We start from the raw sequence: 22956 nt of genomic DNA, 5'->3' as shown, positions 1-22956 counted from the left end.
GCAAAAATACAATTTTAAAGGACTTATGCGGAATGATTGAAAGTTCTATTCCCGGCTTTTTCTCGCTTCTTCTTCCATAGGTTTCAGGCATTCATAGATATACCTGTTCACGGGAGTTTTAACCCCTAGCCTTTCTCCCTGTTTAACGATAAAGCCATTAAAATTTTCCAGTTCTGAAGGTTTGCCATTCATGATATCCCGCTGGGTAGAAGCGGTAGTCCCCTCAGGTTGCGAATTGATTATCTCAAAGACCATTTCCAGATGCTTTTCGGTTAAAGGAACTCCTTTAACCTTTCCAACTTCAATGATCTCCCTGGCGGAATTTCTCATCATTTCCTTAAGATAATTGCTATCTCTGATCTTGTCTATTGGAACTCTCGTGAGTCCGCCAATGCCGCTGACGGTACAGATAAACAGGAACTTTTTCCAGATCTCTAACTGGATGTTTTCAGGGATATTATTTTCTATTCCCGCCTCATCAAGGATATCATGAATTTTTAAAACCCTTTCTGATCGTGAATTATCTGCCTCTCCAAAAACGATCTTCGGCTCATAAGAAGCATGTTTTATTTTTCCCGGTTCTTCTAAAAAACTTACAATAAAGCAAAGCCCGGCAAGCACATTTTTCTTCGGAAGAAATTCAATTAGTTTCTCATAGTTATCGGCTCCGTTCTGCAATGGAAGAACTATGGTATTTTCACCAATTATGGGTTTTAATTCTGCAGCAACCAATGGGATCTGCCAGGATTTAATTCCAAGAATAATAAGGTCTGGTTTTGGAACTTCAGAAACATCTGAAGTAGCTATCTTTGGTTTTACTTTAAAATTACCCTTGATACTTTCCACCTCTAGTCCGTTTTTCTGTATAGCTTTAAGGTGTTCACCTCTTGCGATCATACTTACATTGAATCCTGCATTAGCTAGTTTTCCACCAAAATAGCCTCCAACGCCGCCAATTCCATAAACCAAAATTTCCATAAATTGAATTTTCTCAAATTTAGGAAAGATATGAGAGATTCCGCAGTGGTGTCATTTCGAAGAAGTGAAACGACTGAGAAATCTGACCTAAAGAGATTCCTCGACTACGCTCGGAATGACAAAGGGAATATCACATTGAGCGCAGTCGAAATGTGTTATCCAGAAACCATGCTTCGACAGGCTCAGCATGACCAACCAATCTTCGACGTCACCTTGAATTTACTTCCGGGTATCTGAAGATACTGAAACAAGTTCAGCATGACGTACCAAACCAATAGTTAGGCAACTTAATTAGGATAGTCCCAATATTTTCAAAAGTTTAAACGTTTTAAAGATTAGGAAAACTTAACTTTCTTATTTTTACAAAAAATCTGAAGTCACTCTATGACCACATCTTTTGAAAGGTATCAGAAACGCCGACTCATATCTTCCTATTTTTCAGTAGTTATCAGTATTTCCCTGGTATTATTCCTTTTAGGAATGCTTGGCCTTCTGGTTTTAAATACTAAAAAGGTAGCCGATCATTTTAAAGAGCAGATCGCCCTTACGGTTTATCTTAAGGATAACGCCAAAGAGGTTGAGATCGAGCAGTTGAAGAAAAGCCTGGCTATGGCAGATTATACCAAGTCAACCACTTTTGTTTCCAAAGAGGAAGCCGCAGAGGCGCATAGTGAAGAAATTGGTGAAGATTTTATGGAATTCCTGGGATATAACCCACTTCAGAATTCTATAGACGTTTATATGAACGCAGATTTTGTTTCCTCGGAGCAAGTAGACAAAATTGCTGATGATCTTACTTCCAAGAATTTTGTAGACGAGGTCGTTTATGACAAACCTCTTATCGCCTTGCTGAACGACAACGTTAAAAAAATAAGTTTCTGGGTATTGATTGCGAGCTCTGTTTTTACGTTTATCGCGGTATTACTTATCAATAGCAGCATAAGACTGGCAGTATACTCCAAAAGATTCATTATTAAGACGATGCAGATGGTGGGCGCCACCAAAGGCTTTATTAGAAGACCTTTTATCTGGCAAAGTGTAAAACTAGGACTGATAGGTGCTATCCTGGCACTCATTGGGATGGCTGCAGTACTTTATTACCTGAACAATAGTTTTACTGAACTCAATCTTTTAGGTGATATTAAAATGCTGGTCATTCTATTCTCCGGAATTTTCCTGATGGGAATTGTAATTACATGGATTAGTACGTATTTTGCGACCTCGCGTTTTCTAAATTTAAAAACAGACGAGTTATACTATTAGTAGTTGTTTTCAGCCACTAATGCACGGATAATTTTTTATCTCGCTCGGATCAAAGAAGGTAAAAAGTTCTGTATCAACAGCTGAAAAGTATAAGGGCATTCGTTAGAGAAATGAAATAAAGAAAGAACTTCAAACATGGCAAATCTCACCTATAAACAGGAAAGTTATGAGTTAATAGGTGTTTTATTTGATGTTCATAATGAATTAGGGGGAGGTTTTCTAGAGGCAGTTTATTCAGATGCTATAGAATATGAATTGAAAGCCAGAAACATTCCTTTCGAAAGGGAAAAAAGATATCAGGTAAACTATAAAGAGGTGGTTCTGCCTCACCAATATGTGGCAGATTTCGTGATCTACGATAAAATAATTTTGGAAATAAAATCTGTTGCAGCTCTTAATGATCGCCATATTGCTCAATGTATTAATTATCTTAAGGTTTCGGGAAATAAATTGGCAATATTGGCTAATTTTGAACCGGATAAATTAATGCATCAAAGAATAGTTTTGTAATTCATTAGTGCATTCGTGGCAAAAAGATTTAAAGATGAATGAAAAGAATAAAATAAAAGGAAGCTTCAACACTGGGTTTGTTTTCGGGAAGAAGAACTACACCTTCATGTTTATTGGGATTGGCGTGATCGTTCTGGGCTTTATTTTGATGTCTGGCGGTGGTAGCGAAGATCCAAATGAATTTAATGACGCTATCTATAACTTTCAAAGAATTCGACTTGCACCGGCTTTGGTGCTGATTGGCTTTGCGATAGAGGTATATGCCATATTGTTGAATCCCCATAAAAAATAATAAGTTTGGACGTATTAGACGCCGTGATCCTTGGTATCATCCAAGGACTTACCGAATTTTTACCAGTTTCTTCAAGTGGACATTTAGAATTAGGAAAAGCTATTTTAGGAGATACCAGTGTTCCTGAAGAGTCTCTGCTATTTACCGTAGTACTTCATTTTGCCACAGCTTTGAGTACGCTGGTAGTTTTCAGAAAAGATGTTTTTGAGATCATTGGCGGCTTGTTAAGCTTTAAATGGAATGAAGAGACTCAGTTCTCTTTAAAGATCATAGTTTCAATGATCCCCGCAGTCATTGTAGGATTGCTTTTTGAAGAACAACTCGAAGCATTATTTGGCGGAAATATTCTTTTCGTCGGGTTCATGCTTCTAATTACCGCCTTACTACTCTGGCTTGCTGATAAAGCCAAGAATACCGGAAAAAAGGTTAGTTACAGCAACGCATTCGTTATCGGGATTTCTCAGGCGATAGCCATGCTTCCCGGAATTTCTCGAAGTGGAGCTACCATTTCAACTTCAGTTCTATTAGGAAATGATAAGACCAAAGCTGCGAGATTCTCTTTCTTAATGGTCGTGCCTTTGATCTTCGGAAAGATCGCCAAAGATCTCTTAAGCGGAGAACTAATGGAAAGCACTGCAGATTTTTCGATCCTGGCAGTAGGCTTTGTCGCGGCATTTATTGCAGGTTTGGTTGCCTGCACCTGGATGATCGCCCTGGTAAAGAAAAGTAAACTTTCATGGTTTGCTGTCTATTGTTTTGTGGTGGGACTTGCCGCTATTACTTTTGCATATGCGCAATAACGAATTTACTCCAGAAGAATTCAAAACAGGCCAGGTACTTCTCTTTGATAAACCGCTGAACTGGACCTCTTTCCAGTTAGTCAACAAAGTGCGGTGGCTAATAAGAAAAAGCTGCAAGATCAAAAAGATCAAGGTTGGTCATGCGGGAACTTTAGATCCGCTTGCTACAGGACTTCTGATCATTTGCACCGGAAAATTCACTAAAACCATTCCTGAGCTTCAGGGACAGATCAAGGAATATACAGGCACTTTTACTATAGGCAGCACTACTCCATCTTTTGACCTGGAGACCGAAATTGACGAAAAATTCCCCACAGATCATATTACAGAAGAATTGCTTCATGAGACCACAAAAAAATTTCTTGGCGAAATTGACCAGACCCCGCCAGTTTTCTCAGCTTTAAAGAAAGACGGAAAAAGACTTTACGAATATGCCAGAGAAGGCAAGGAAGTTGAAGTAAAGTCAAGGAAGGTTGAAATTTCTGAATTCGAGATCGATACGGAAGAATTTCCAAAAGTTCATTTCAGAGTAGTTTGCAGCAAAGGAACCTACATTAGAAGTCTTGCGCATGAATACGGGCAGGCATTGAATAGTGGCGCGCATCTTTCTGAATTAAGACGTACCGGAATTGGAGAATATTCTGTAGAAAAAGCCATGGACCTCGAGTATTTTGAAAATTTACTACCTTCACAGGAGAATAAGTAAGTCTACTGACGTTTAATTAAATATGGAGTTTTTCGAGGAATTTTTCGATAAGCATAAAGCGCTTATCATTACTACGCTTTTATTTGCTGTCCTTATGCTGGCATTGTATAATTTCAATCTTGCCAACGCAAACAAGGAAACAGCTGAAATGCTCGTAGACCTTGAACAATTCAAAGTAGAAGAAAAGAAAGAGACCGAACCTGAGAAGCAGGAGGAAACTCCAAAGAGAAATCCCAGAGACGTACAAACTCACCAGGCCTACAATCAGGACAAAGAAACTCGCGAGGCAGATTTTAAAAGTCAACTAGACAAGATATTTGAAAAGAATAGTGCTGACCAGGAAGAGGCCGAAAATGAAGATACAGATGGGTCTGAAGGCAACTATACTGTAAATAAGAAGAATTCTGAAGACAAAAAAAATCGGTCAGATGGTAATGATTCGGCTGAGGAAGCATCTCAAAAATCTGCCGTTTACGATTACAGTTCTATTTCCTTTTCTCTAAAAGGAAGGCGCGCGGTTAAAATTCCGAATCCGGTCTACACCTGTGATACTGCGGGTAAAATTGTGATCAATATCAGTGTGGATGCGAACGGTTATGTGATAGATTCTTCAGTAAATAAAGCCAGCTCAACCTCAACCAATGAGTGTTTAACAGATCGTGCCCTGGAATATTCTGCGGGTGCCAGATTTAGTAAGCTTGCAGGCAGAAATTCACAACCGGGAACGATCACTTATTATTTTAGATCTTAAGAATTATGGCTGAAATCAAACGTTGCGGATGGTGCGAAGGCGACCCTTTATACGAGGCCTATCATGACCATGAGTGGGGAGTTCCTGTACTGGATGATGAAACGCTTTTCGAATTTCTTACGCTTGAAACATTCCAGGCAGGACTCAGCTGGATCACCGTGCTTAGAAAAAGGAATAATTTCAGAGCGGCATTTGATAATTTCGACTACCGGAAGATCGCACAATACAAAGACGCCAAGATCACCGAATTAATGCAGAATGCTGGTATTATCAGGAATCAAATGAAAATTAGAGCGACGGTTACTAACGCCCGGGAATTCATGAAGATCCAGGACGAATTTGGCAGTTTCAGTAAGTATATCTGGCAATTTGTGGATGGTGAGCCTATTCAGAATCAAATCGAGGATCACAAGAAAGCACCTGCAACCACAGATATTAGTGATAAACTAAGCAAAGATCTTAAGAAAAGAGGTTTCAAATTCGTGGGCTCTACCGTGATATATGCTCATATGCAAGCAACCGGAATGGTGAACGATCATCAGGTAGATTGTTTTAGATATGAGGAGGTAAAGAAACTTGGAGGTAAAGTTTCTATTTAAGATATTCCAGAAATTCAGATCTCGGAATCTCTTCAGCTCCCAGACTTTCAAGGTGACTGGTATAGCTCTGGCAATCGATCAATTTTACACCCTCTTGTTCTAGCTTTTGTACCAGTTTTATTAAACCAAATTTGGAAGCATTGCTGGCCTTCGCGAACATACTTTCTCCACAGAACATTTTTTTATCCCTTAAATAGATCCCATATAAACCTCCAACCAATTCCTTTTTATCCCAGACCTCAGTAGAAATCGCAATTCCCTCATGGTGTAGCTGAAGATAATTCTCTTTTATCTCCTGAGTGATCCACGTCCCATCCTGGCCTTTCCTAAGCACATTTCCACAGTTCTCTATCACCTTTTCAAATTCCTGGTTAAAAGTTACCTGGAACTTATCCTGATTGAGAAATGGCCTCATGCTTTTAGCGATCTTCAAATTTTCAGGGAACAGTACCATCCTGGGATCTGGGGACCACCATAGCACTGGTTGCCCTTCGTTATACCATGGAAATATGCCATTATAATAAGCCTCTTTAAGACGCTCTGGGCTTAGATCCCGGCCAACCGCAAGCAAGCCATCTGCATCGGCATAGGATACAGGAGGAAGCTTCTCGTATGGCTGAATGAAATACAAATCGGTTATGGTTTAAAGTCTGAAAATAAAAAAGTCCGGTGAAATTTCTAACCGGACTTTAGTTTTTTAATTTCGAACTTCGACAAGCTCAGTTCAACAATTATCCTTAGAAAGGAAGATCGTCATAATCTTCTTCATTCAAATCATTTGCCGGCTCGAACTGGTCTGGTGGCGGTACATTAGAACCACCTGAAGGCTGTTGCGCAGCAAGATTCTCGATCCTCCATCCCTGGATAGAGTTGAAATATTTTGTTTCACCCTGTGGGCTTACCCATTCGCGACCTCTAAGGTTGATTCCAACCTTTACCGGCTGTCCTACCTGGAAAGCGTCCAGTAAGCTGCATTTATCCTGCACAAATTCGATCATAATATGTTGAGGATACTGCTCCTCTGTAGTAACAACCATTTCTCTCTTCTGAAATCCGTTGCTACCGAATGTCTTAGTTTCGCCAATAAGCTTAATTTTTCCCTGTACTTCCATTGTTTCCTTTATTTTGCTAGTAATATTTTCCAGGCATCTTCTGGCTTTCCATTTTCAAGATACACCTTCGCCTGTTTATGAATTTTTTCTGTATCACCGCTTTTTACAAGTCCGGCATCTTCTGTATTCTCATTAAGAAATGCTTCTATCTCACCATTCTCTGGCAGTGACTCCACATTACCCAATATTCCAAGATCATTTCCCGTAAGCACCTTGCTGGCCCTAACTTCTTCAGGCATAGCATCCACACCAATTCCTAAAGTGGAAAGTGGCTTAGGAACTTCGAACATTCCTGTTCTCGCACGGGTATACCAATTACCACCCATACGAGCGACCTGGTCTATTTTATATTGATCTATGTATCCGTTCTCATCAAGAATATCTTCCTTGATATGCATTTTCACCACGTGGCAGATCACCAGGTTTCCTGCACCACCTTCGGTCCCGGTTTCAATAATATCCTGGATCTTACATTCAAATTGAACCGGAGATTCAGCTACACGAAAAGGCTTTACTAAATCAGATTTAAGCATTGTTAGCCCTGCCTTTTCAAATTCGTTAACCCCTTCAGCATACTCGGTGCTGGAAAGTGACATTTGCTGAACTATATCATAATTCACAATGTTGATCACTACCTCATCCACCTTTTTAGCATTTTCAAAAGTATGTTTCGTGGTATTATCCCTTCCTCTCCTTGCTGGAGAAAAGATCAAAACTGGCGGATTTGCGCCAAAAACATTGAAAAAACTAAAAGGTGAAAGATTGGGATTTCCTTCTGCATCTATAGTACTCGCGAAAGCAATAGGCCTTGGACCCACCGCACCAAGCAGATACTGGTGTAATTTCCCGACACTTACATCCTTGGGTTCTAAACTGAACATAGATTAATTTTTGCCAAAGATAAAGAATCGAACAGGGAATGAAAAGCAATGCATTACAATATAAATAGTTTTAAAACGCTTATATTTATTTTTGATTAAAAGCCGGAAACATACATGAATTTACCCGACGAACGCAGCTTTAATCGCTGGTTTATCATTATTTCCTGCCTGGTGGTCATCGTGCTGGTGCTCTGGAATACGAGTATTTTCTTCCAGCGACTAAAAGAGGACGAACGGGCGAAAATGAATATCTGGGCCCAGGCTCAGGAAGAGCTAAGCAATGCCCCTGAAGATGCCGATCTTTCCCTTATTCTAGAGATCTTAAATAATAACACAACCATCCCCATAATTCATACAGATGAAAATGGTGCGATCGTATACACCACTAATCTTGATCCTACCATACAGGAAGATCCTGAGCGTATCAAAGATTATCTTGACGACCTGAAAGAAGAAAATGAGCCTATAGCTGTAGACCTAGGCGATAACCAGATACAGTATTTATACTATGGGAACTCTCCAGCACTGAATAAACTCAAGTATTATCCCATAGGCCTCACCCTGATAGGCTTCCTTTTCATCGGCGTGGTATACTTCTTCTATACTACGACAAAAAGCAGCGAGCAGAATAAATTATGGGCGGGGATGGCCAAGGAAACAGCCCACCAAATTGGGACTCCGCTGAGCTCCCTTATTGGCTGGGCTGAAATATTAAAGACCGAAGATGTAAATCCTTCTTATGTAGAAGAGATGGAGAAGGATATTGATCGATTAAGAACGATCACAGAACGCTTTTCTAAAATAGGATCTTCCCCGAATTTACAGCAGACCGATATTGTGGCTGCTACCAAGGAAAGTTATGATTACTTAAAAGCCCGAAGCTCTAATCTTATCGAATTCAGTATCAGGGCGCCACGACAGCCTATCAATGTGATGCTGAACGAACAGCTGTACAGCTGGACCATAGAAAACCTGGTGAAAAATGCGATAGATGCCATGCGTGGTAAGGGAGAATTGCTAATTGAGATCAAGCAGGATCTTAGACAGGCACATATCTACATTACCGATACGGGAAAGGGAATAGATAAGAATAGATTCAGGGTTATTTTTGAACCGGGGCAAACCACTAAAAAGCGAGGTTGGGGTCTCGGACTATCTTTAGCTAAAAGGATCATTGAAGAATATCACCGCGGAAAGATCAAGGTCGCGCAAAGTGAAATTAACAAAGGAACCACTTTCCAGATAAGCCTGAAGAAGGTTTAAAATTCAGAGATCTTTTCTCGCATCCAGTCGGGAACCGGGATAGTTTCCTTCTTTTGAAAATCGAAACAAACCACCACATCTGTGCCTTCAGCACACAATTCTCCTTTTTCATTCAGGATCACATGTTTCAACCCGAAACTCTTATTTCCTATAAAATCAAGTTTGGTTTTAATGATCGCTTTCCCAGGGTAATGAAGTGATTTCCTGAAATCGCATTTCGTAGAGACCAGCATCGTCCCCTGGCTGGAATTGCGATAATATTCATGGATTCCGGAAGCTTCCCAGAAATTCACCCTTCCGCTTTGCAAATATTTCATATAGGAGACGTTGTTCACATGCTCATACATGTCCAGGTCGCCCCAGTCTATTCGCAATTCAAGACTTAACTTGTAATCTGAAAAATCTGTCACAATTCAACGTTGGCTTCTATCGCAGCGGCAAGATCCTTGAACTCCTGATCGCTCATTTCTACATTATTTGAAAAGTCCATATCCTTCATATTATTCAAAGGAATAAGGTGAACGTGAGTATGCGGCACTTCCAGGCCTACAACAGCCATTCCTACCCTTTTACAAGGAACTGTTTTTTCCAGCGCAATAGAAACCCTTCTGGTAAATCGCATCAACTCCTGATACATTTCCTCTTCCAGGTCCCAGATCTTATCGATCTCTTTCTTCGGGATGCACAGAACGTGACCTTTCGCATTTGGCCTGATATCCAAAAACGCCAGAAACTGGCTGTTTTCAGCTACTTTATAGGCCGGCACTTCGCCTTTTATGATCTTGGTAAATAGTGTTGACATGATTAAGTTGGTTTTTAATAAAAATAAAGAATCCTTTACTCAAATCCGAAATTACAGATGAAAGAAAAGGATTAAATTTTAACTGAAATAGAAAGGATTATTCTCTCCAGATCTCGATAACTTCAAATTTAACGGTTCCGTTAGGAACTTCAATTTCTGCCGTATCTCCAACCTTCTTACCCAGCAGGCCTTTACCAATTGGTGAATCTACAGATATCTTCCCCGATTTAAGATCGGCTTCACTTTGGGCCACCAGCTTATAATTCATTTCGGCCCCGTTGGTTTTATTCTTGATCTTTACATGAGAATGCACAAGCACTTTAGAAGTATCCAGCTGAGACTCATCTATTACTCTGGCGTTAGCCACTACTTCTTCTAATTTTGAGATCTTCATTTCCAACAGCCCCTGAGCTTCCTTCGCTGCATCATATTCAGCGTTCTCACTTAGATCTCCTTTATCTCTAGCCTCTGCAATTGCCTGTGAAGCTTTTGGTCTTTCTACGTCTTTGAGTTGATTAAGCTCATCCCTAAGCTTTTTTAAACCTTCTGGGGTATAATAAGATACTTTGCTCATAACTTTATCGTTTAATTAATCGCGGACAGGGATTTACTCCTGAAACCGGAAAACATACCTTATAATGATTTTAGTAATAAAACAAATCCCTGGATGTGGAATTGCCCGGATCTAAAAGGTTTTAGCGTTCCGGGTTCAAACTATTGTATCATTAATAGAAAAAATCCCATTTTTAGCGGGATTTCTTTAAACAAATGTAAGAAATTTAATCTTTCGATACAATTATATTATTTTCGTTGCAACTCAAATATTTATGAAAAAAATACTCTTCTTTCTCCCAATATTCCTGCTTGTCCTGGCTTGCTCGAGTTCTGATGATAATTACAGAAATAATCCCAATTTACCCGATGTAAATTTCCGGTTTCAGCTTAACTTAAGTTTTCCGGAATACAACGATCTGCAGTTCCCGGGTAATTCTTATGCGACCTATAACCATGGGGTTAGAGGAGTGGTCATCTACAATATCAACAACTCACAATATGTGGCCTTTGAACTTAGCGATCCCAACCATCCACCAAGTAATTGTTCTGGCATGACCGTTAATGGTGTTATTGCCAGCTGTGGTTGCGATGACAACAAATATAACGTGATAACCGGTGAACTGGCAGAAGGAGAAGGACAGTATACCATGAAGCCATACCGCGTGCAGCGATCTGGCAACGTTCTCGAGGTCTTTAATTAAAAAAGCCCCCTTCCCCAGCATTACCCCAATAATAAGGAAAGGAGGCGGCTAAAATCACAATATCCTGTTAGAACTTAAGCGTAAGTCCCAGCAAAAAGTTAGTAGTGGCTTGTGGGTAATATCCAGCACCATCAAAGGTTTGTTCCCCAGATGGCAGGTCTTCGTTTGGTATGTTATAAGTATAATAATAGCCATTAGAGACATATTTCTCATTGAAGATATTATTCACCAATCCGGTTATAACGATCTCTCTAAAAAACCATGGCTTTTCCCAGCTGTACTGCACATTCAGATCACTCACGAAATAGCTGTCCAGCCTGGAATTTTCAGCTTCTACATTGCTCATGAACTGCTCACCCACATATTTTGAAAGCAATTTCAATTCAAGCCCATCAACCGGCTCGTAGTTTATGAATCCGCCAGCAACCACTTCCGGAGAGAAAGAAATATTGGTATCTCCATACTCTATAAGTTCCCCATTAAAAGTTGAAACGAAATCCACATTTTTATTTCGGCTAACCGAAAGATTGGATTGAATACTTAGCGTTTCCAGAAGTCTAACTGTTGCATCTAACTCAAGACCTAACCTATAGCTATTTCCGCTATTCTGGCGAACAAATGCCCCCACATCGTCTATACCGCCGGTTAAAACCAGCTGATTCTGATAATCCATAAAATAGAGATTAGCATTCATCTGAAATTTACTGGAAGCATGCCTCCAACCGAGTTCAAAATCGTTCAATTCTTCTGGCTCAGGATCACCGTTTTCATAATCATTTCTGCTAGGTTCTCTGTGTGCCCGGGCATAAGAAAGATAGAACTGGTCTGAAGGTGCTAATTGATAGGTTAATCCTGCCTTCGGATTAAAAAAGATGAAATTATCATCATTCAGGAACCTGGTTTGATCGTCCAGTAAACCATCGGTTTCATAATTCACTGTTCTTAACTGAAGATCTGCATACCCAGCAAGTTTTTCGGTAATTTTGAAATTTGCTTTGCCATAGATATTAAAATCGGTCTTATCTGCCTGGTTGAAATAATAAGGTTCGTAAGGATCATTATTTCTGGCAAACCTGGTATAAATAACCTCCCCAAAATGATCTCCTTCATATTTATTCCAGCCACCACCAAGAGTGATATCCCAGTTAGCATTCTCATAATTAAAACTGAAAACCGTTCCGTAGAAATGGTTATCCAGCCATTTGGTACCTACAAGGTCTGAAGTGGTTACCTCTACCCCATCTGCGATAAAAGAAGTCAAGCCAAATTCTGAAAGCTCTGCATCTTCTTCATATTCCTCATAAAAACCTCTACCATAGGTATAATGCAAGGCGATATTAGAAGACCAGTTGCTGTTATAATCCTGGTTCCACAATAACTGGTAGTGATCCTGAGAATAATTATCGGTTTGATCCTCATAGAACCTGGTATTTCCATCTTCATCGGTATAAATACCAGCCGGATTAAAGGTGCGATCATTTTCCAGAGTTTCCTTATCTATCCCATACCACGCCTGGTAAGTCCTTTCGCTTCCTCCAAATGTTATGGCTTTTATAAGCGTATTCTCGTCTACATAAGCTCCCTGCATAAAATAGGATTTAAGATCTGTAGAAGCCCGGTCTATATACCCGTCGCTGCGGATCTTTGAAGCTCTTCCGCCAAAAGAGAAATGATCATTGATGAGTCCGGTACTGAATTTCACCGTGTGCTTAAAAGTATTAAAAGAACCTATACTGTTTGAAACTTCAGCCTGAGCATTCTCTTTATAGGAATCTGTAAGAATATTTAGACTGGCACCAAAAGCTCCTGCCCCGTTCGTAGAAGTCCCTACTCCGCGTTGTAGTTGCAAATTTTCCACAGATGAGGCAAAATCCCCCAGATTTACCCAGAAAGTTCCCTGACTCTCGGAGTCGTTATAAGGAATTCCGTTAATGGTTACATTCACCCTGGTCGCGTCACTCCCACGAACCCGAATTCCGGTATAACCAATTCCATTTCCAGCATCTGTGGTGGTCACCACATTCGGCATATAGTTCATAAGAACGGGAATATCCTGACCAAGATTACGATCTTCGATCTCCTCATTACTTAAGTTGCTGTAAGTGATTGGCGACTTATCAGTGACTCTTACCGATGACAGGAAAACCTCATCCAGAGTTTCTTCAGCCCCTGCCAGATCAACATTCAATTGGGTATCTGCATCTAAAAAAAGCTTCTTAGATTTCTGATTTCCGAAAGCAAAAACAAGGGTGTAATTCCCTTCTTCAAGAGTAAGACTGTAATAACCATTTTCATCGGCCACAGTACCTTTACCGGTACTTTTCACGTAGACCGTGGCTTCCTCCAGCGGGTCTCCATTTTCTGTAATGGTTCCTGAAACAGTGAATTTTTGAGCATGCATCTGCAAGGTGAAGAAAAGCAGACCAGCAAAAAATAATACATTTTTCATTCGTAATGATTTTACGAATAAAAGGGGCGATTATTCTTTTTGATTTGGTTTAAAAATAAAAAATCCTGAAACTGCCTTTTGGCAATAACAGGAGTACATACACTGTGCTTTCGCACAATTCCCTTGGCAGCATTACCTGCCCAGGTTCGTTGGGTATGATCTCAGCCAAATTTAAATGGCACCCCTTTGAGATTGTGGCGCAAAAGTAATACGCTTTTTTAGAAATACAATACTTTTGAGGAGATTTAAGAGAATTGGCTTAATTTTAGATAAAACCTCAGTAATGTTTAGCGCTAAACGTTCCATCACTGTAAAAGTAGTTACCGGATATGTCATCGTGGCAATTCTGGCCGCTCTCGCAGTTTGGTATGTTTATAACCAGGTCATCTCCTATTCTGAGATCGCTCAATCCAATACAGAAAACAACCGACAGCTAATCCTGGTAAGTGAGATCACTACAGACCTTAACGAATCTGAGAATACCAGTCGACGCCTTATCCAGACAGGAGATAAGGAAGACCTGGATCTTTATAATGCTCAATTAGATAGCATCGAATTCAAATTAAGGGAACTGGAAGAGACCTATGAGGAAATAGACCTTGAAAATGAGGTGGATTCCATCTCCAAATTATTGGATCAGAAGACGCAGAACTTAAAGGAGCTGGTTGTTTTAAGAGATTCAGACCGTAATACAAACTACTATTCCAGGGTTTTAGCTGAACTAAAAAAAGTTGATGAATCTTTTGCCGATGATGATTACGAAAGACGATTTGCCAATCTTGAACCTCATCAGCGTAGGGTATTAATCAGATTACTGGAATATGCCAAGGAAGATAATGCCCAGGAATTAACGAACCAAAGACTGGATTCCCTGGTAAGCTCGGTGAAAAAGGTTTTGTATGAACTGGAAATGGCGAACCGGCAGTTCAGGAACGAGGTGAACCAGAAAGAAAATGAACTTCTGAACAATGACATGATCTTAAACCAGCAACTTCAAAGATTGCTGGCCGGCCTGGAACAAAAAGAACGGGAGAATACGGTACAAAGGGCGGAAACTTTCCAGAACATGCTTAATAAAACCTCCAATATCATCATTATTGGAAGTTGCATTATCCTTCTAACCATTCTGTATTTCATCATCAATATTATTGGTGATATTACCCGCAGCCAGCGATACCGGGTGGAACTGGAAGAAGCGAAAGATTTTGCCGAATCCCTCCTGGCCAGTCGCGAACAATTTATGGCAGCTATCACCCATGACCTGCGGAGTCCATTAACTACGGTTATGGGGTATACAGATCTTATTCAGAAAACAGACCTCAGCGAAAAACAAAAGCATTATCTCACCCAGATAAAAAAATCTTCGGAATTCATTCTAAGACTGGTGAACGACCTGCTAGACCTTTCGAAACTGGAAGCGGGAAAAATGCTAATAGAGAATCTCTCCTTCAACCCGAAGAAACTTATTCATGACACCGTGAATAATGTCATTCCGGCGGAAAAGAAAAAGGAAGTAGAGATCATTATCGAAGTTTCTGAAGGCACGAATGTGCAGATACAAAGTGATCCTTTCAGGATAAAACAGATCCTGGCTAACCTTATTTCCAATGCCTGGAAGTTTACTGAAAAAGGTAAAATCGTTATCGCTGCTGAACTGAAGAAAGTTTCCGGGGAAAATCATATCCTGGAGATCAGGGTAAAGGATTCAGGAATCGGGATCTCCAAGGAAATGCAGGAAAACATCTTTGAAGAATTTTCGCAGGAAAATAGCAGCATAGAGAAAAGATTTGGAGGCTCCGGTCTTGGACTGGCCATTACCAAAAGACTTACCCAACTTCTTGAAGGAGAAATAAAACTGGAAAGTGATCAGGGCAAAGGAAGTGAATTCACCATCATGATCCCGGTCATAAAACTTTCAGAAACCAGGGAGGAGCCAGAAAGATCTAAAAAGGAACTGGAAGATGCAGAAATAGCTAATATAGATGCCACGGGAATGAAAGCCCTGGTCATTGATGATGAGCCGGGACAGCTATCCTTAACCGTAGAGCTGGCCCAGTCTATGGGATTTGAGATAGACACCGCCGAAAACGGAAAGCTAGGGCTTGAAAAGCTATATTCCGGTGATTATGACATTATATTGACCGATATTCAAATGCCTATTCTTGATGGTTTTGACCTCATCACGACCATCCGCTCTAACGAAAAATATAAAGACCTGCCAGTGATCGCGCTTTCCGGTAGAACCGATATAGAAAAAGAGGTTTATACTGAAGTTGGTTTCAACAATAAACTACTAAAGCCTTATAAGCCTTCTGAGTTAAAAGAGAATATTGCGGAGCTGCTTCATTTGAACTATAAAGAAGAAGAGGTCAATGAAGCTATAGATGAAGAGAGACTAAGATCAGACAATTATGATCTTACCGACATTTATGAATTTTCAGGTAGAGATGAAGATGCCATGCAAACGATCATCCAGGCCTTCCTGGAAGGTGCGCAGCAAAGTATGCAAGAGCTAAAGAAAGCCTATCAGGAAAAGAACGTTGATAAGATGGGAAAACTTGCTCACCGCATGTTACCCATGCTAAGACAGATGAAAGCCAACGAGGTGATCGTGATACTCATTAAACTTGAATCCTGGGATGACGTTAGCAAAGCAGAATTTGATAATTTCGAGAGAAAGTTCAAGGAATTAATGGCCAGCCTGGATACAAAAATTACAGTTTGATGCCGTATTGTTTCAGCTTATTATAAAGGGTTTTACGATCTATAGACAGCATCCTGGCCGCCTTACTCTTATTCCCGCCTGTCTTTTCTAAAGCATCAAGAATCAATTGCTCCTCATTCTTATTTTTAAACAGACCGTAATCATTTTCGTTGGTACGGCTGGAAGTAGCGATCTCGTGTGGAAGCACTTTAAGCGGAATTAGATCATCCTTGGTAAGCAATACTGCCCTTTTAACCATATTCTTAAGCTCCCGGAGGTTACCAGGCCAGTTATAGTTCTTGAAGGCATGGATGGCCTCATCTGTAAAGCCAACGATGTTTTTTTCAAGATCTGCATTGGCCTCATCCAGGAACTGGTTAGCAAAAAGCATAAGATCTTCTTTTCTTTCTCTTAGAGCCGGTACTTTTATAGAGAATTCGTTCAGCCTGTGATACAGATCTTCCCTGAACTCTCCTTCTTTAACAGCTTCAGAAAGATCTTCATTGGTTGCAGTAACCACTCGGATATCAACTTCTATTTCATTGTTACTACCCACAGGTTTGATCCTTCGCTCCTGTAGGGCTCTTAATAATTGTACCTGAAGTTCGTAAGTGAGGTTTCCAATTTCATCAAGAAAAAGGGTTCCTCCGTTTGCGGCCGCGAAATGTCCGGTCTTATCGTTGATGGCACCGGTAAATGATCCTTTTAGGTGTCCAAAGAATTCACTAGAAGCTATTTCTTTAGGTATAGCACCGCAATCTACAGCGATAAATGGCGCCGCATGTCTTTTGCTTTGCAGATGTATGCTTTTCGCGATCTGTTCTTTTCCGGTACCACTTTCCCCGGTAATAAGTACCGACATATTGGTAGGTGCTACCAGCTCAACATAATCGCTTAATCTTCTGGAAGGTTCACTTACCCCTCGCACAAGATCTTTATTTTCTGTTAGTGGTCCTTCGCTTTTTTTAGCCGGTTTAGGCTTTTCAGCTACCGGAGCAACTTCATTGGTATGAAGCGCGTTTTCTATGGTCTGTAATATCGACTCAGGTCTGAAGGGTTTTGAAACATAATCGAAAGCTCCTTCTTTCATCGCGTTTACAGCCATACTTATTTCGGCATAGCTGGTCATAACGATCACCTGGGTTAATGGATTTTCACTCTTAACATTCTTAAGGATCTCGAGGCCATCATTATCTGGCAGTCTTACATCGGTAAGCACCAGGTCATATTTATCTGATGATATTTTCTTGAAGGCTTCAGCTGCTGAATAAACCAAGGCAACCTTGTAATCCCTTTTTTCCAGAAAGGTTTTTAACATGGTTCCAAATGCCACATCATCCTCAACGACCAAAACTTTAGACATAGATTAATTTTAATAAGATTAACAAAGGTAACAATCTTTAAATCATTAGTTTTTAAAAGAAACCATAAAAAAAGAGAGGTTGCTCTACAACCTCTCTTTCCTGGCAATTCTGTATGTATATAATTGCCTTTAACTAATTCCCATTTAACAGATTTTCCGATTACACTTCGATAAACAAGCAAAAAAGTGACCAATAGTGTTAGTTTTCTGGTTGTTTTAATCGGATTTAGATCCGAAAAAAAGTCACTTTTTTGCAAGTCTGCCGGGGTAGAATACTTTCTACTTAGCTATTTCATTGATCTGTTGCCGCAGAGTTGGTTTCTCCTTGACCGGCAATTTTTGTTTAGCTGTCCTTATCTTCTTTTTCCAGCCATTTTCCATCCTGGTCTACATAGACCTTTTTGGTTTCACCATTAACATCAAGTTTCAACTTATAGATTTTTGTTTCATCTTTAGTTTTCACCCATGCTTCAGAAGTTTCTGCTCCTGCGTAGTCTAAAGCTACAGCATCTTTAACTGCCTGAGGCAATTCTGCTACATCTACACTTGCAAAAGTCTCCTCCTGCACTTCCATTTCTATAGCTTCAACTTCTTCCATTTCCTCTTCCTGAGCATATGTACTTTGTGTCCCAAAAAACAACGCTCCAACGGTCATAATACTTAATGCAATCTTTTTCATAATTTGTGGTTTTTGTGATCTAATTGGTTGTGATCATTTTATTATGCATTATGTAATAGAATAATTGTGCCATCTTCAACGATTTAACGCAAAGCCTTACAGAACAAGGGATTGATTAGCAAACTTATTTTTATTTCACATAATATTATGTAGAAACCTGCATAAAATTCAACACTTACGGGGAATTTTAGCCTATTTATCAACTTACTTTTCTAATGCCCGAAAAACTGTAAAATAGAAAAGGCTCCGAGTGGAGCCTTTTCAATCCGAAAATCTAAATTATAAAACAGAATAAATTAGTTAGTTGATAATTTATTCCATTCCCAATACTAACCTACTTATTACATTGTAAAAATCGTACCACAAGAAATATCAAGCATTAAATTACCTGTTTATACTGTAAAACAAGGCTTTAATGAAAAATGAACATTTATATGCCCCATTTATTTCCACAGAAAAGTTGTAGACACGACATCACAATTGAGTAAAAATTCCCCAGTTTTTCACTTTAAAGGATCTTTCCTATTGGCCTTAATTTCAGACTTTTTCTTTTTCGCTTTTAGCCTTTTAAGCTTTGAAGCTTTCGTTGGTTTGGTCTTCTTTCTAGGCTTCTGCTTTTTCAAAGCTTCTCTTAACTCAAAAAGAAAATTTTGAGTTACGATCTCTTTATTCGTATGCTGACTTCTGGAATCTTCACTAGACATTTTCAAGACACCGTCCTTATTGATCCTGCCCGAAAGCTTTCTGGAAATACGTCTCTTTTCATAATCTGATAAAGCTTCAGAATTAGAAATATCGAAAGCAAGCTCTACTTTGGTTGCGGTTTTATTGGCGTGCTGCCCACCGGGACCGGAACTTCTAACCGCCTTGTAGTCCAGTTCAGTAAGAATAAGATCCTTATCCATACTATCTAGGCTGGTGCGATTCCTTCAACAGGTCTGAGACAGTTTTAACGGGATTAAAGGTTTCCACAGGCACCTCAACGAAAATAGTATTCCACCTGGCCATACCACCGTTCCATAATCCTGGACGTTCGAGTGCCTTTAATGGCTTACCGTCCTTGGTCTTATCTGCGATAAAGCTCATTTCTTCATCTACAAATTCATTAAGATCATAAGATTCGCCTTTATGATCCCTTAAACCGCATACAATATCAACCGGGTTAAAATGGGTCGACTCCTTGGCGGTTTTAGCCTGCTCGGGATTATCATTATCTATTTGCGCACCTTCAATGATCTGCAGCGAGATCTCCCCGTTTTTATCTTTTACCAGGAATGGACCTCCACCAGGTTCACCTTCATTTTTCACCATTCCACAAACCCTGATCGGGCGATGTAATTTTTCTTTTAGATACTCTATGAACAAATCATGATTGGATGAATCTTTTATAAAAAGTTCCTCCCTTAAATATTCCTGGATCTCATCCAGTTTTTCTGAAGGCACATTGCCTTTATCTAAGGTCTCAAGATATCCATGTACTTTTTGCTGAACTTTAAAAAGCTTACCTCCAAGCATTTTTTTGAAATCCACCACGTTCTGGACGTTGTCTTCAGTAACCACATTGTCTATATTCTTAACAAAGACCACCTCTTCTTCCAGCTGGTTCATATTCTCGATAAGGGCACCATGACCACCGGGTCTAAAGAAAAGATCTCCGTCTTTGGTTCTGAAAGGCTCAAAATCATTGTCTACCGCAATGGTATCGGTCTTTGGATCCTGATATGAATACTCGATTTCGAATTTAACTCCGGTCTTCTCCTCTACTCTTTGCTGAATTTCTTTCCATTCTCCCTGGAATTTTTCTTTATCCCCTTCAGCAACAGTAAAATGAAGTTTTGCCACTCCGTTAACGGCGATATATTTTGAAGCTTCAAAAAGATGCTCTTCAAAAGCTGTAGCGGTATGCGATCCATATTTATGAAACGGAACCAGCCCCTTGGGCAGATTGCTCAGGTATAATCCATCAGATTCCAGAATGGTTTTCACCAAGATCTTATGCTGATGGTCATGGGATAACTCCTCATAATCTGGATGGCTTTTTTTGGCCTTTTTAAGTGCCTGCTCATAAAAGGGAAGCTTATCGTAGTGATTGAAATACCTTTGCAGATCGGTATCTTCTTTTTTATCCAGGTATCCTCTTAAATTATCATTTTCGGGATCGAATTCATCAGCAAAATTATGCAATGCCTTGAACATCCTGGTAGCAGCACCAGAGGCAGGAACAAATTTTAAAATGCTATGCTTTTCTTTTTCTGAATCGTAAAATTCTATAAGCTCATGCTTTTCTGTAGATTCTACCTTGCTTATTCCATTTCCCACGGTAGCAGCCTCGGTAATGTTTACTTTGATATTTCCACGTTTAAAAATATCTATCTGTTCTTCTACTTCCTGCGTCGTTAATCCTTTTTCCTCTATCTGAAGTATGTCCTTCTCGCTGAAATTCACGTTTTTCTAATTTTTAATAATTCATTGATTTTTTTCACAGCGATCTCTAATCGCCTTTCCCGATCTCCTTTCAAAATGAAATAAGGTTTTTGATGTTGCTCAAGAGCATTTTGAAATCTTTGAAACATTCCCTCACGATCGTGAGGTTTATCCCTTAGATCGTCTGGAGTCCAGGGAACATCAATATACGTTAAAAAGTAGAGATGGTAGTGATTCTTTAACGCATGTTTAAGAAGTCGCGGGTCGCAGTAACCCTCATAATATGCTTCAGAATACACTTTAAGTTCCAGCAGGTCTGTATCACAAATAAGCAGATCTTCAGCTTGTTGCGCCAGCTTGTTTTCGGTTTTTATCTGGCCTTCAGCAATGGGAATAATATCGCGAGGTTCACAGATACGTTTTTCAGCATTCCATACTTCCTGAAGATATTCCCGCATATATTCCTTTACCATTGGGACATTGAAATATTCTGCCAGGTCTTCAGACAAGGTAGTTTTACCCGTAGATTCAGGCCCGAAAAGGACAATTTTTATGCAGGACGCAGGTCGTTGCGCAAGTTTTTCTTCCATGCTTTATAACCGTAAATTGCAATTATGGTAAATACCAGGTATTGCAGACTGGTAAAGGTAAGGCCTTTGTAAAAATAGAGCGGTACAGAAATTATATCACCAATGATCCAGTAGATCCAGTTCTCGATCTTTCGCTTCGCCATAAGCCACATTCCCACAAAGAAAATAGCTGTGGTCACGGTATCAACATAAGCCGTCCAGTTATTCCATTTATCAAAGTACTCATAGACCGCGAAGACAAAGAGCAATGTACCCAGAAAAATAAAAACCGACTGAAATTGCTCCTTCCTGGTAGTGCTCGTGATGGGGGTATAATGTTCAGAATCCACTTTCCTGGTCCAGATATACCAGCCATAAATACTCATAGAGAAATAATAGGCATTGATCATCATATCGCCAAGCAATTGCCATTGCCATAGAAGGTAAACGAAGATCATGGTGCTCACAATACCGGTTGGGTATACCAGAATATTATTCTGCTTGGAATACCAGACCGAAAGGAAACCGAAGATCACGGCAATGATCTCGAGAATTATAAATAGTGTTGGATACCCGGAATACTGATCAAAGAAAAAATCAAAAATCGGCTGCATACTCGCTACGGTCAGATTTTACGATCTTAACATACATGAGTCCGCGCTCTATGGCTTCAAATGTATTTCTGATCTCTTTATTTAGCAATCCCATCACCTCATCATAATCACCATAAACCTGGGTGCTTAACGGATTTTCCTTTACCGTAAGGCCAGATTCTCTCATTTTCTTAATGAAGTTGATGATCGCAGGTTCGTAATCATCCTGGATTGGCGTCAGGGTTAATTCTACTGAAATGTTCATAGAGTTCTGTTTTCCAGCCAAAGTTAGCCAAAACTAAATGGATTTCTGATAATTGATAATGTATAATTGGAAATTGATAATAAAGTCACTGTGCAGAAATTCAGGTAGTCTCCAGGTGGAGATTCCTTCGCGTTGCTCAGAATGACACAAGGGAAGCATCCTTCGACTGCGCTCAGGATGATATTTCTAAAATTCACGTCATGCTGTCCCGAAGCATCGGGAGTTTCAGCATCTGTAGAGACCCTGAAATAAGTTCAGGGTGACGGAATTTTGTTGCACTGAGCCTGTCGAAGTGCGCTCAAAACTGGCCACTCAGGATTATTTTTCGAACTCTCCAATATGCCAGAGAATCCCTGAAGGATCGTAAAGAAAAAACTCATTACCCCAATCGTTATAATTTATTTTTGATAGGCGTATATCAGGATATTTCTCGTGCAGGTTCCTGTCCCTGATTATTTCTAAATGCCTTTCAAGATCCTCAACTTCCATAAAAATCATGGAATTATCAATCCAGTCTTTTACATATGCATCCTGTAAATAAAAGCCGAAATCCCCTAAATGAAAATAGGACATTTTAAAGGAAGTAGGGATTTCTTCAAATCCAAGGTCGAGATAAAACTGTCGTGATAATTCAAAAATCTTCGCCCCAATAAAAGGCCGGACAGACCTGACTTTATATTCCATTTACTTTTCAGAT

At 39.8% G+C, this 22956-nt stretch carries 26 protein-coding genes; 10 read left to right on the top strand and 16 right to left on the bottom strand.

The genetic code is table 11. The features are described from left to right. Window positions 1-45: 45 nt before the first annotated feature. Entirely contained in the window at window positions 46-978 is a 933-nt protein-coding gene (locus C8P64_RS06405) for a ketopantoate reductase family protein (RefSeq protein WP_108171185.1), read from the bottom strand. Between the two features lie 384 nt (window positions 979-1362). Between C8P64_RS06405 and C8P64_RS06395 the strand changes: the two genes are divergently transcribed. The 7 genes from C8P64_RS06395 (at window position 1363) to C8P64_RS06365 (ending at window position 5899) form a co-directional block, all read left to right on the top strand. Beyond that, window positions 1363-2241: a cell division protein FtsX gene (locus C8P64_RS06395; RefSeq protein WP_108171183.1), complete on the top strand. Its 879-nt coding sequence runs from the start codon at window positions 1363-1365 to the stop codon at window positions 2239-2241. Between the two features lie 135 nt (window positions 2242-2376). Next, window positions 2377-2751, top strand: coding sequence for a GxxExxY protein (locus C8P64_RS06390; protein WP_108171182.1), 375 nt, complete (start codon window positions 2377-2379; stop codon window positions 2749-2751). A gap of 34 nt (window positions 2752-2785) precedes the next feature. Beyond that, complete coding sequence (locus C8P64_RS06385; RefSeq protein WP_108171181.1) at window positions 2786-3043, top strand: DUF3098 domain-containing protein; 258 nt, start codon at window positions 2786-2788, stop codon at window positions 3041-3043. 5 nt (window positions 3044-3048) lie between these two features. Further along, the gene (locus tag C8P64_RS06380; RefSeq protein WP_108171180.1) at window positions 3049-3843 is read left to right on the top strand and encodes an undecaprenyl-diphosphate phosphatase; all 795 of its coding nucleotides are present in this window, start codon (window positions 3049-3051) and stop codon (window positions 3841-3843) included. Then, window positions 3833-4549, top strand: coding sequence for a tRNA pseudouridine(55) synthase TruB (gene truB, locus C8P64_RS06375; protein WP_108171179.1), 717 nt, complete (start codon window positions 3833-3835; stop codon window positions 4547-4549). Before C8P64_RS06380 ends, truB begins: the two co-directional genes overlap by 11 nt. Window positions 4550-4571: 22 nt before the next feature. Continuing rightward, a complete protein-coding gene (locus C8P64_RS06370) occupies window positions 4572-5300 on the top strand; it encodes a hypothetical protein (RefSeq protein WP_108171178.1) in 729 nt (242 codons plus the stop codon). A gap of 5 nt (window positions 5301-5305) precedes the next feature. Further along, the gene (locus C8P64_RS06365; protein ID WP_108171177.1) at window positions 5306-5899 is read left to right on the top strand and encodes a DNA-3-methyladenine glycosylase I; all 594 of its coding nucleotides are present in this window, start codon (window positions 5306-5308) and stop codon (window positions 5897-5899) included. Here C8P64_RS06365 and aat read toward each other — a convergent pair. The 3 genes from aat to C8P64_RS06350 all read right to left on the bottom strand — a co-directional run bounded on the left by aat (window position 5892) and on the right by C8P64_RS06350 (window position 7892). Continuing rightward, window positions 5892-6530 (bottom strand): leucyl/phenylalanyl-tRNA--protein transferase, encoded by a 639-nt coding sequence (gene aat, locus C8P64_RS06360; protein ID WP_108171176.1) that lies wholly within the window; start codon window positions 6528-6530, stop codon window positions 5892-5894. The genes C8P64_RS06365 and aat overlap by 8 nt on opposite strands. A gap of 106 nt (window positions 6531-6636) precedes the next feature. Further along, window positions 6637-7011, bottom strand: a complete 375-nt coding sequence (locus C8P64_RS06355) for a DUF3127 domain-containing protein (RefSeq protein ID WP_108171175.1) — start codon at window positions 7009-7011, stop codon at window positions 6637-6639. Between the two features lie 8 nt (window positions 7012-7019). Beyond that, entirely contained in the window at window positions 7020-7892 is an 873-nt protein-coding gene (locus C8P64_RS06350) for a flavin reductase family protein (protein ID WP_108171174.1), read from the bottom strand. A 114-nt stretch (window positions 7893-8006) separates the two neighbouring features. Between C8P64_RS06350 and C8P64_RS06345 the strand changes: the two genes are divergently transcribed. Next, window positions 8007-9155 carry a sensor histidine kinase gene (locus C8P64_RS06345; protein ID WP_108171173.1) on the top strand — a complete coding sequence of 383 codons (1149 nt, stop codon included), beginning with the start codon at window positions 8007-8009 and terminating at the stop codon, window positions 9153-9155. On the opposite strand, the gene C8P64_RS06340 is transcribed toward C8P64_RS06345, so the two are convergent. From C8P64_RS06340 to greA, 3 genes are all read right to left on the bottom strand, one after another. Continuing rightward, window positions 9152-9565, bottom strand: a complete 414-nt coding sequence (locus C8P64_RS06340) for an acyl-CoA thioesterase (RefSeq protein WP_108171172.1) — start codon at window positions 9563-9565, stop codon at window positions 9152-9154. The genes C8P64_RS06345 and C8P64_RS06340 overlap by 4 nt on opposite strands. Beyond that, window positions 9562-9957, bottom strand: a complete 396-nt coding sequence (locus tag C8P64_RS06335; RefSeq protein WP_108171171.1) for an HIT family protein — start codon at window positions 9955-9957, stop codon at window positions 9562-9564. The genes C8P64_RS06340 and C8P64_RS06335 overlap by 4 nt, the downstream gene beginning before the upstream one ends. A gap of 97 nt (window positions 9958-10054) precedes the next feature. Continuing rightward, window positions 10055-10531: a transcription elongation factor GreA gene (greA, locus tag C8P64_RS06330; RefSeq protein ID WP_108171170.1), complete on the bottom strand. Its 477-nt coding sequence runs from the start codon at window positions 10529-10531 to the stop codon at window positions 10055-10057. A gap of 253 nt (window positions 10532-10784) precedes the next feature. On the opposite strand from greA, the gene C8P64_RS06325 reads away from it, so the two are divergent. Continuing rightward, window positions 10785-11213, top strand: a complete 429-nt coding sequence (locus tag C8P64_RS06325; RefSeq protein ID WP_108171169.1) for a Rieske (2Fe-2S) protein — start codon at window positions 10785-10787, stop codon at window positions 11211-11213. Between the two features lie 67 nt (window positions 11214-11280). On the opposite strand, the gene C8P64_RS06320 is transcribed toward C8P64_RS06325, so the two are convergent. After that, complete coding sequence (locus C8P64_RS06320; RefSeq protein ID WP_108171168.1) at window positions 11281-13662, bottom strand: TonB-dependent receptor; 2382 nt, start codon at window positions 13660-13662, stop codon at window positions 11281-11283. A 283-nt stretch (window positions 13663-13945) separates the two neighbouring features. Between C8P64_RS06320 and C8P64_RS06315 the strand changes: the two genes are divergently transcribed. Continuing rightward, window positions 13946-16387 carry a hybrid sensor histidine kinase/response regulator gene (locus C8P64_RS06315; protein ID WP_108171167.1) on the top strand — a complete coding sequence of 814 codons (2442 nt, stop codon included), beginning with the start codon at window positions 13946-13948 and terminating at the stop codon, window positions 16385-16387. Here the strand turns inward: C8P64_RS06315 and C8P64_RS06310 are convergent. From C8P64_RS06310 to C8P64_RS06275, 8 genes are all read right to left on the bottom strand, one after another. Further along, complete coding sequence (locus C8P64_RS06310) at window positions 16377-17729, bottom strand: sigma-54-dependent transcriptional regulator (protein WP_108171166.1); 1353 nt, start codon at window positions 17727-17729, stop codon at window positions 16377-16379. The two genes, C8P64_RS06315 and C8P64_RS06310, sit on opposite strands and share 11 nt — an antisense overlap. Window positions 17730-18072: 343 nt before the next feature. Beyond that, window positions 18073-18408, bottom strand: a complete 336-nt coding sequence (locus tag C8P64_RS06305) for a hypothetical protein (RefSeq protein ID WP_108171165.1) — start codon at window positions 18406-18408, stop codon at window positions 18073-18075. Window positions 18409-18911: 503 nt separating this feature from the next. After that, window positions 18912-19313, bottom strand: a complete 402-nt coding sequence (gene arfB / locus C8P64_RS06300; protein ID WP_108171164.1) for an alternative ribosome rescue aminoacyl-tRNA hydrolase ArfB — start codon at window positions 19311-19313, stop codon at window positions 18912-18914. Between the two features lies 1 nt (window position 19314). Further along, window positions 19315-20853, bottom strand: coding sequence for a DUF4301 family protein (locus C8P64_RS06295; protein WP_108171163.1), 1539 nt, complete (start codon window positions 20851-20853; stop codon window positions 19315-19317). Next, complete coding sequence (locus tag C8P64_RS06290; RefSeq protein WP_108171162.1) at window positions 20850-21422, bottom strand: AAA family ATPase; 573 nt, start codon at window positions 21420-21422, stop codon at window positions 20850-20852. Before C8P64_RS06290 ends, C8P64_RS06295 begins: the two co-directional genes overlap by 4 nt. Then, window positions 21383-22015 (bottom strand): nicotinamide riboside transporter PnuC, encoded by a 633-nt coding sequence (gene pnuC, locus C8P64_RS06285; RefSeq protein WP_108171161.1) that lies wholly within the window; start codon window positions 22013-22015, stop codon window positions 21383-21385. Before pnuC ends, C8P64_RS06290 begins: the two co-directional genes overlap by 40 nt. Next, window positions 21999-22259, bottom strand: a complete 261-nt coding sequence (locus C8P64_RS06280) for a YkoF family thiamine/hydroxymethylpyrimidine-binding protein (RefSeq protein ID WP_108171160.1) — start codon at window positions 22257-22259, stop codon at window positions 21999-22001. Before C8P64_RS06280 ends, pnuC begins: the two co-directional genes overlap by 17 nt. Before the next feature lie 318 nt (window positions 22260-22577). After that, window positions 22578-22943, bottom strand: a complete 366-nt coding sequence (locus C8P64_RS06275) for a VOC family protein (RefSeq protein WP_108171159.1) — start codon at window positions 22941-22943, stop codon at window positions 22578-22580. Between the last annotated feature and the right edge of the window lie 13 nt (window positions 22944-22956).

This window comes from Christiangramia gaetbulicola, from assembly GCF_003054225.1.
Lineage (GTDB): Bacteria > Bacteroidota > Bacteroidia > Flavobacteriales > Flavobacteriaceae > Christiangramia > Christiangramia gaetbulicola.
This window is presented reverse-complemented; position numbering and strand designations above follow the sequence as displayed.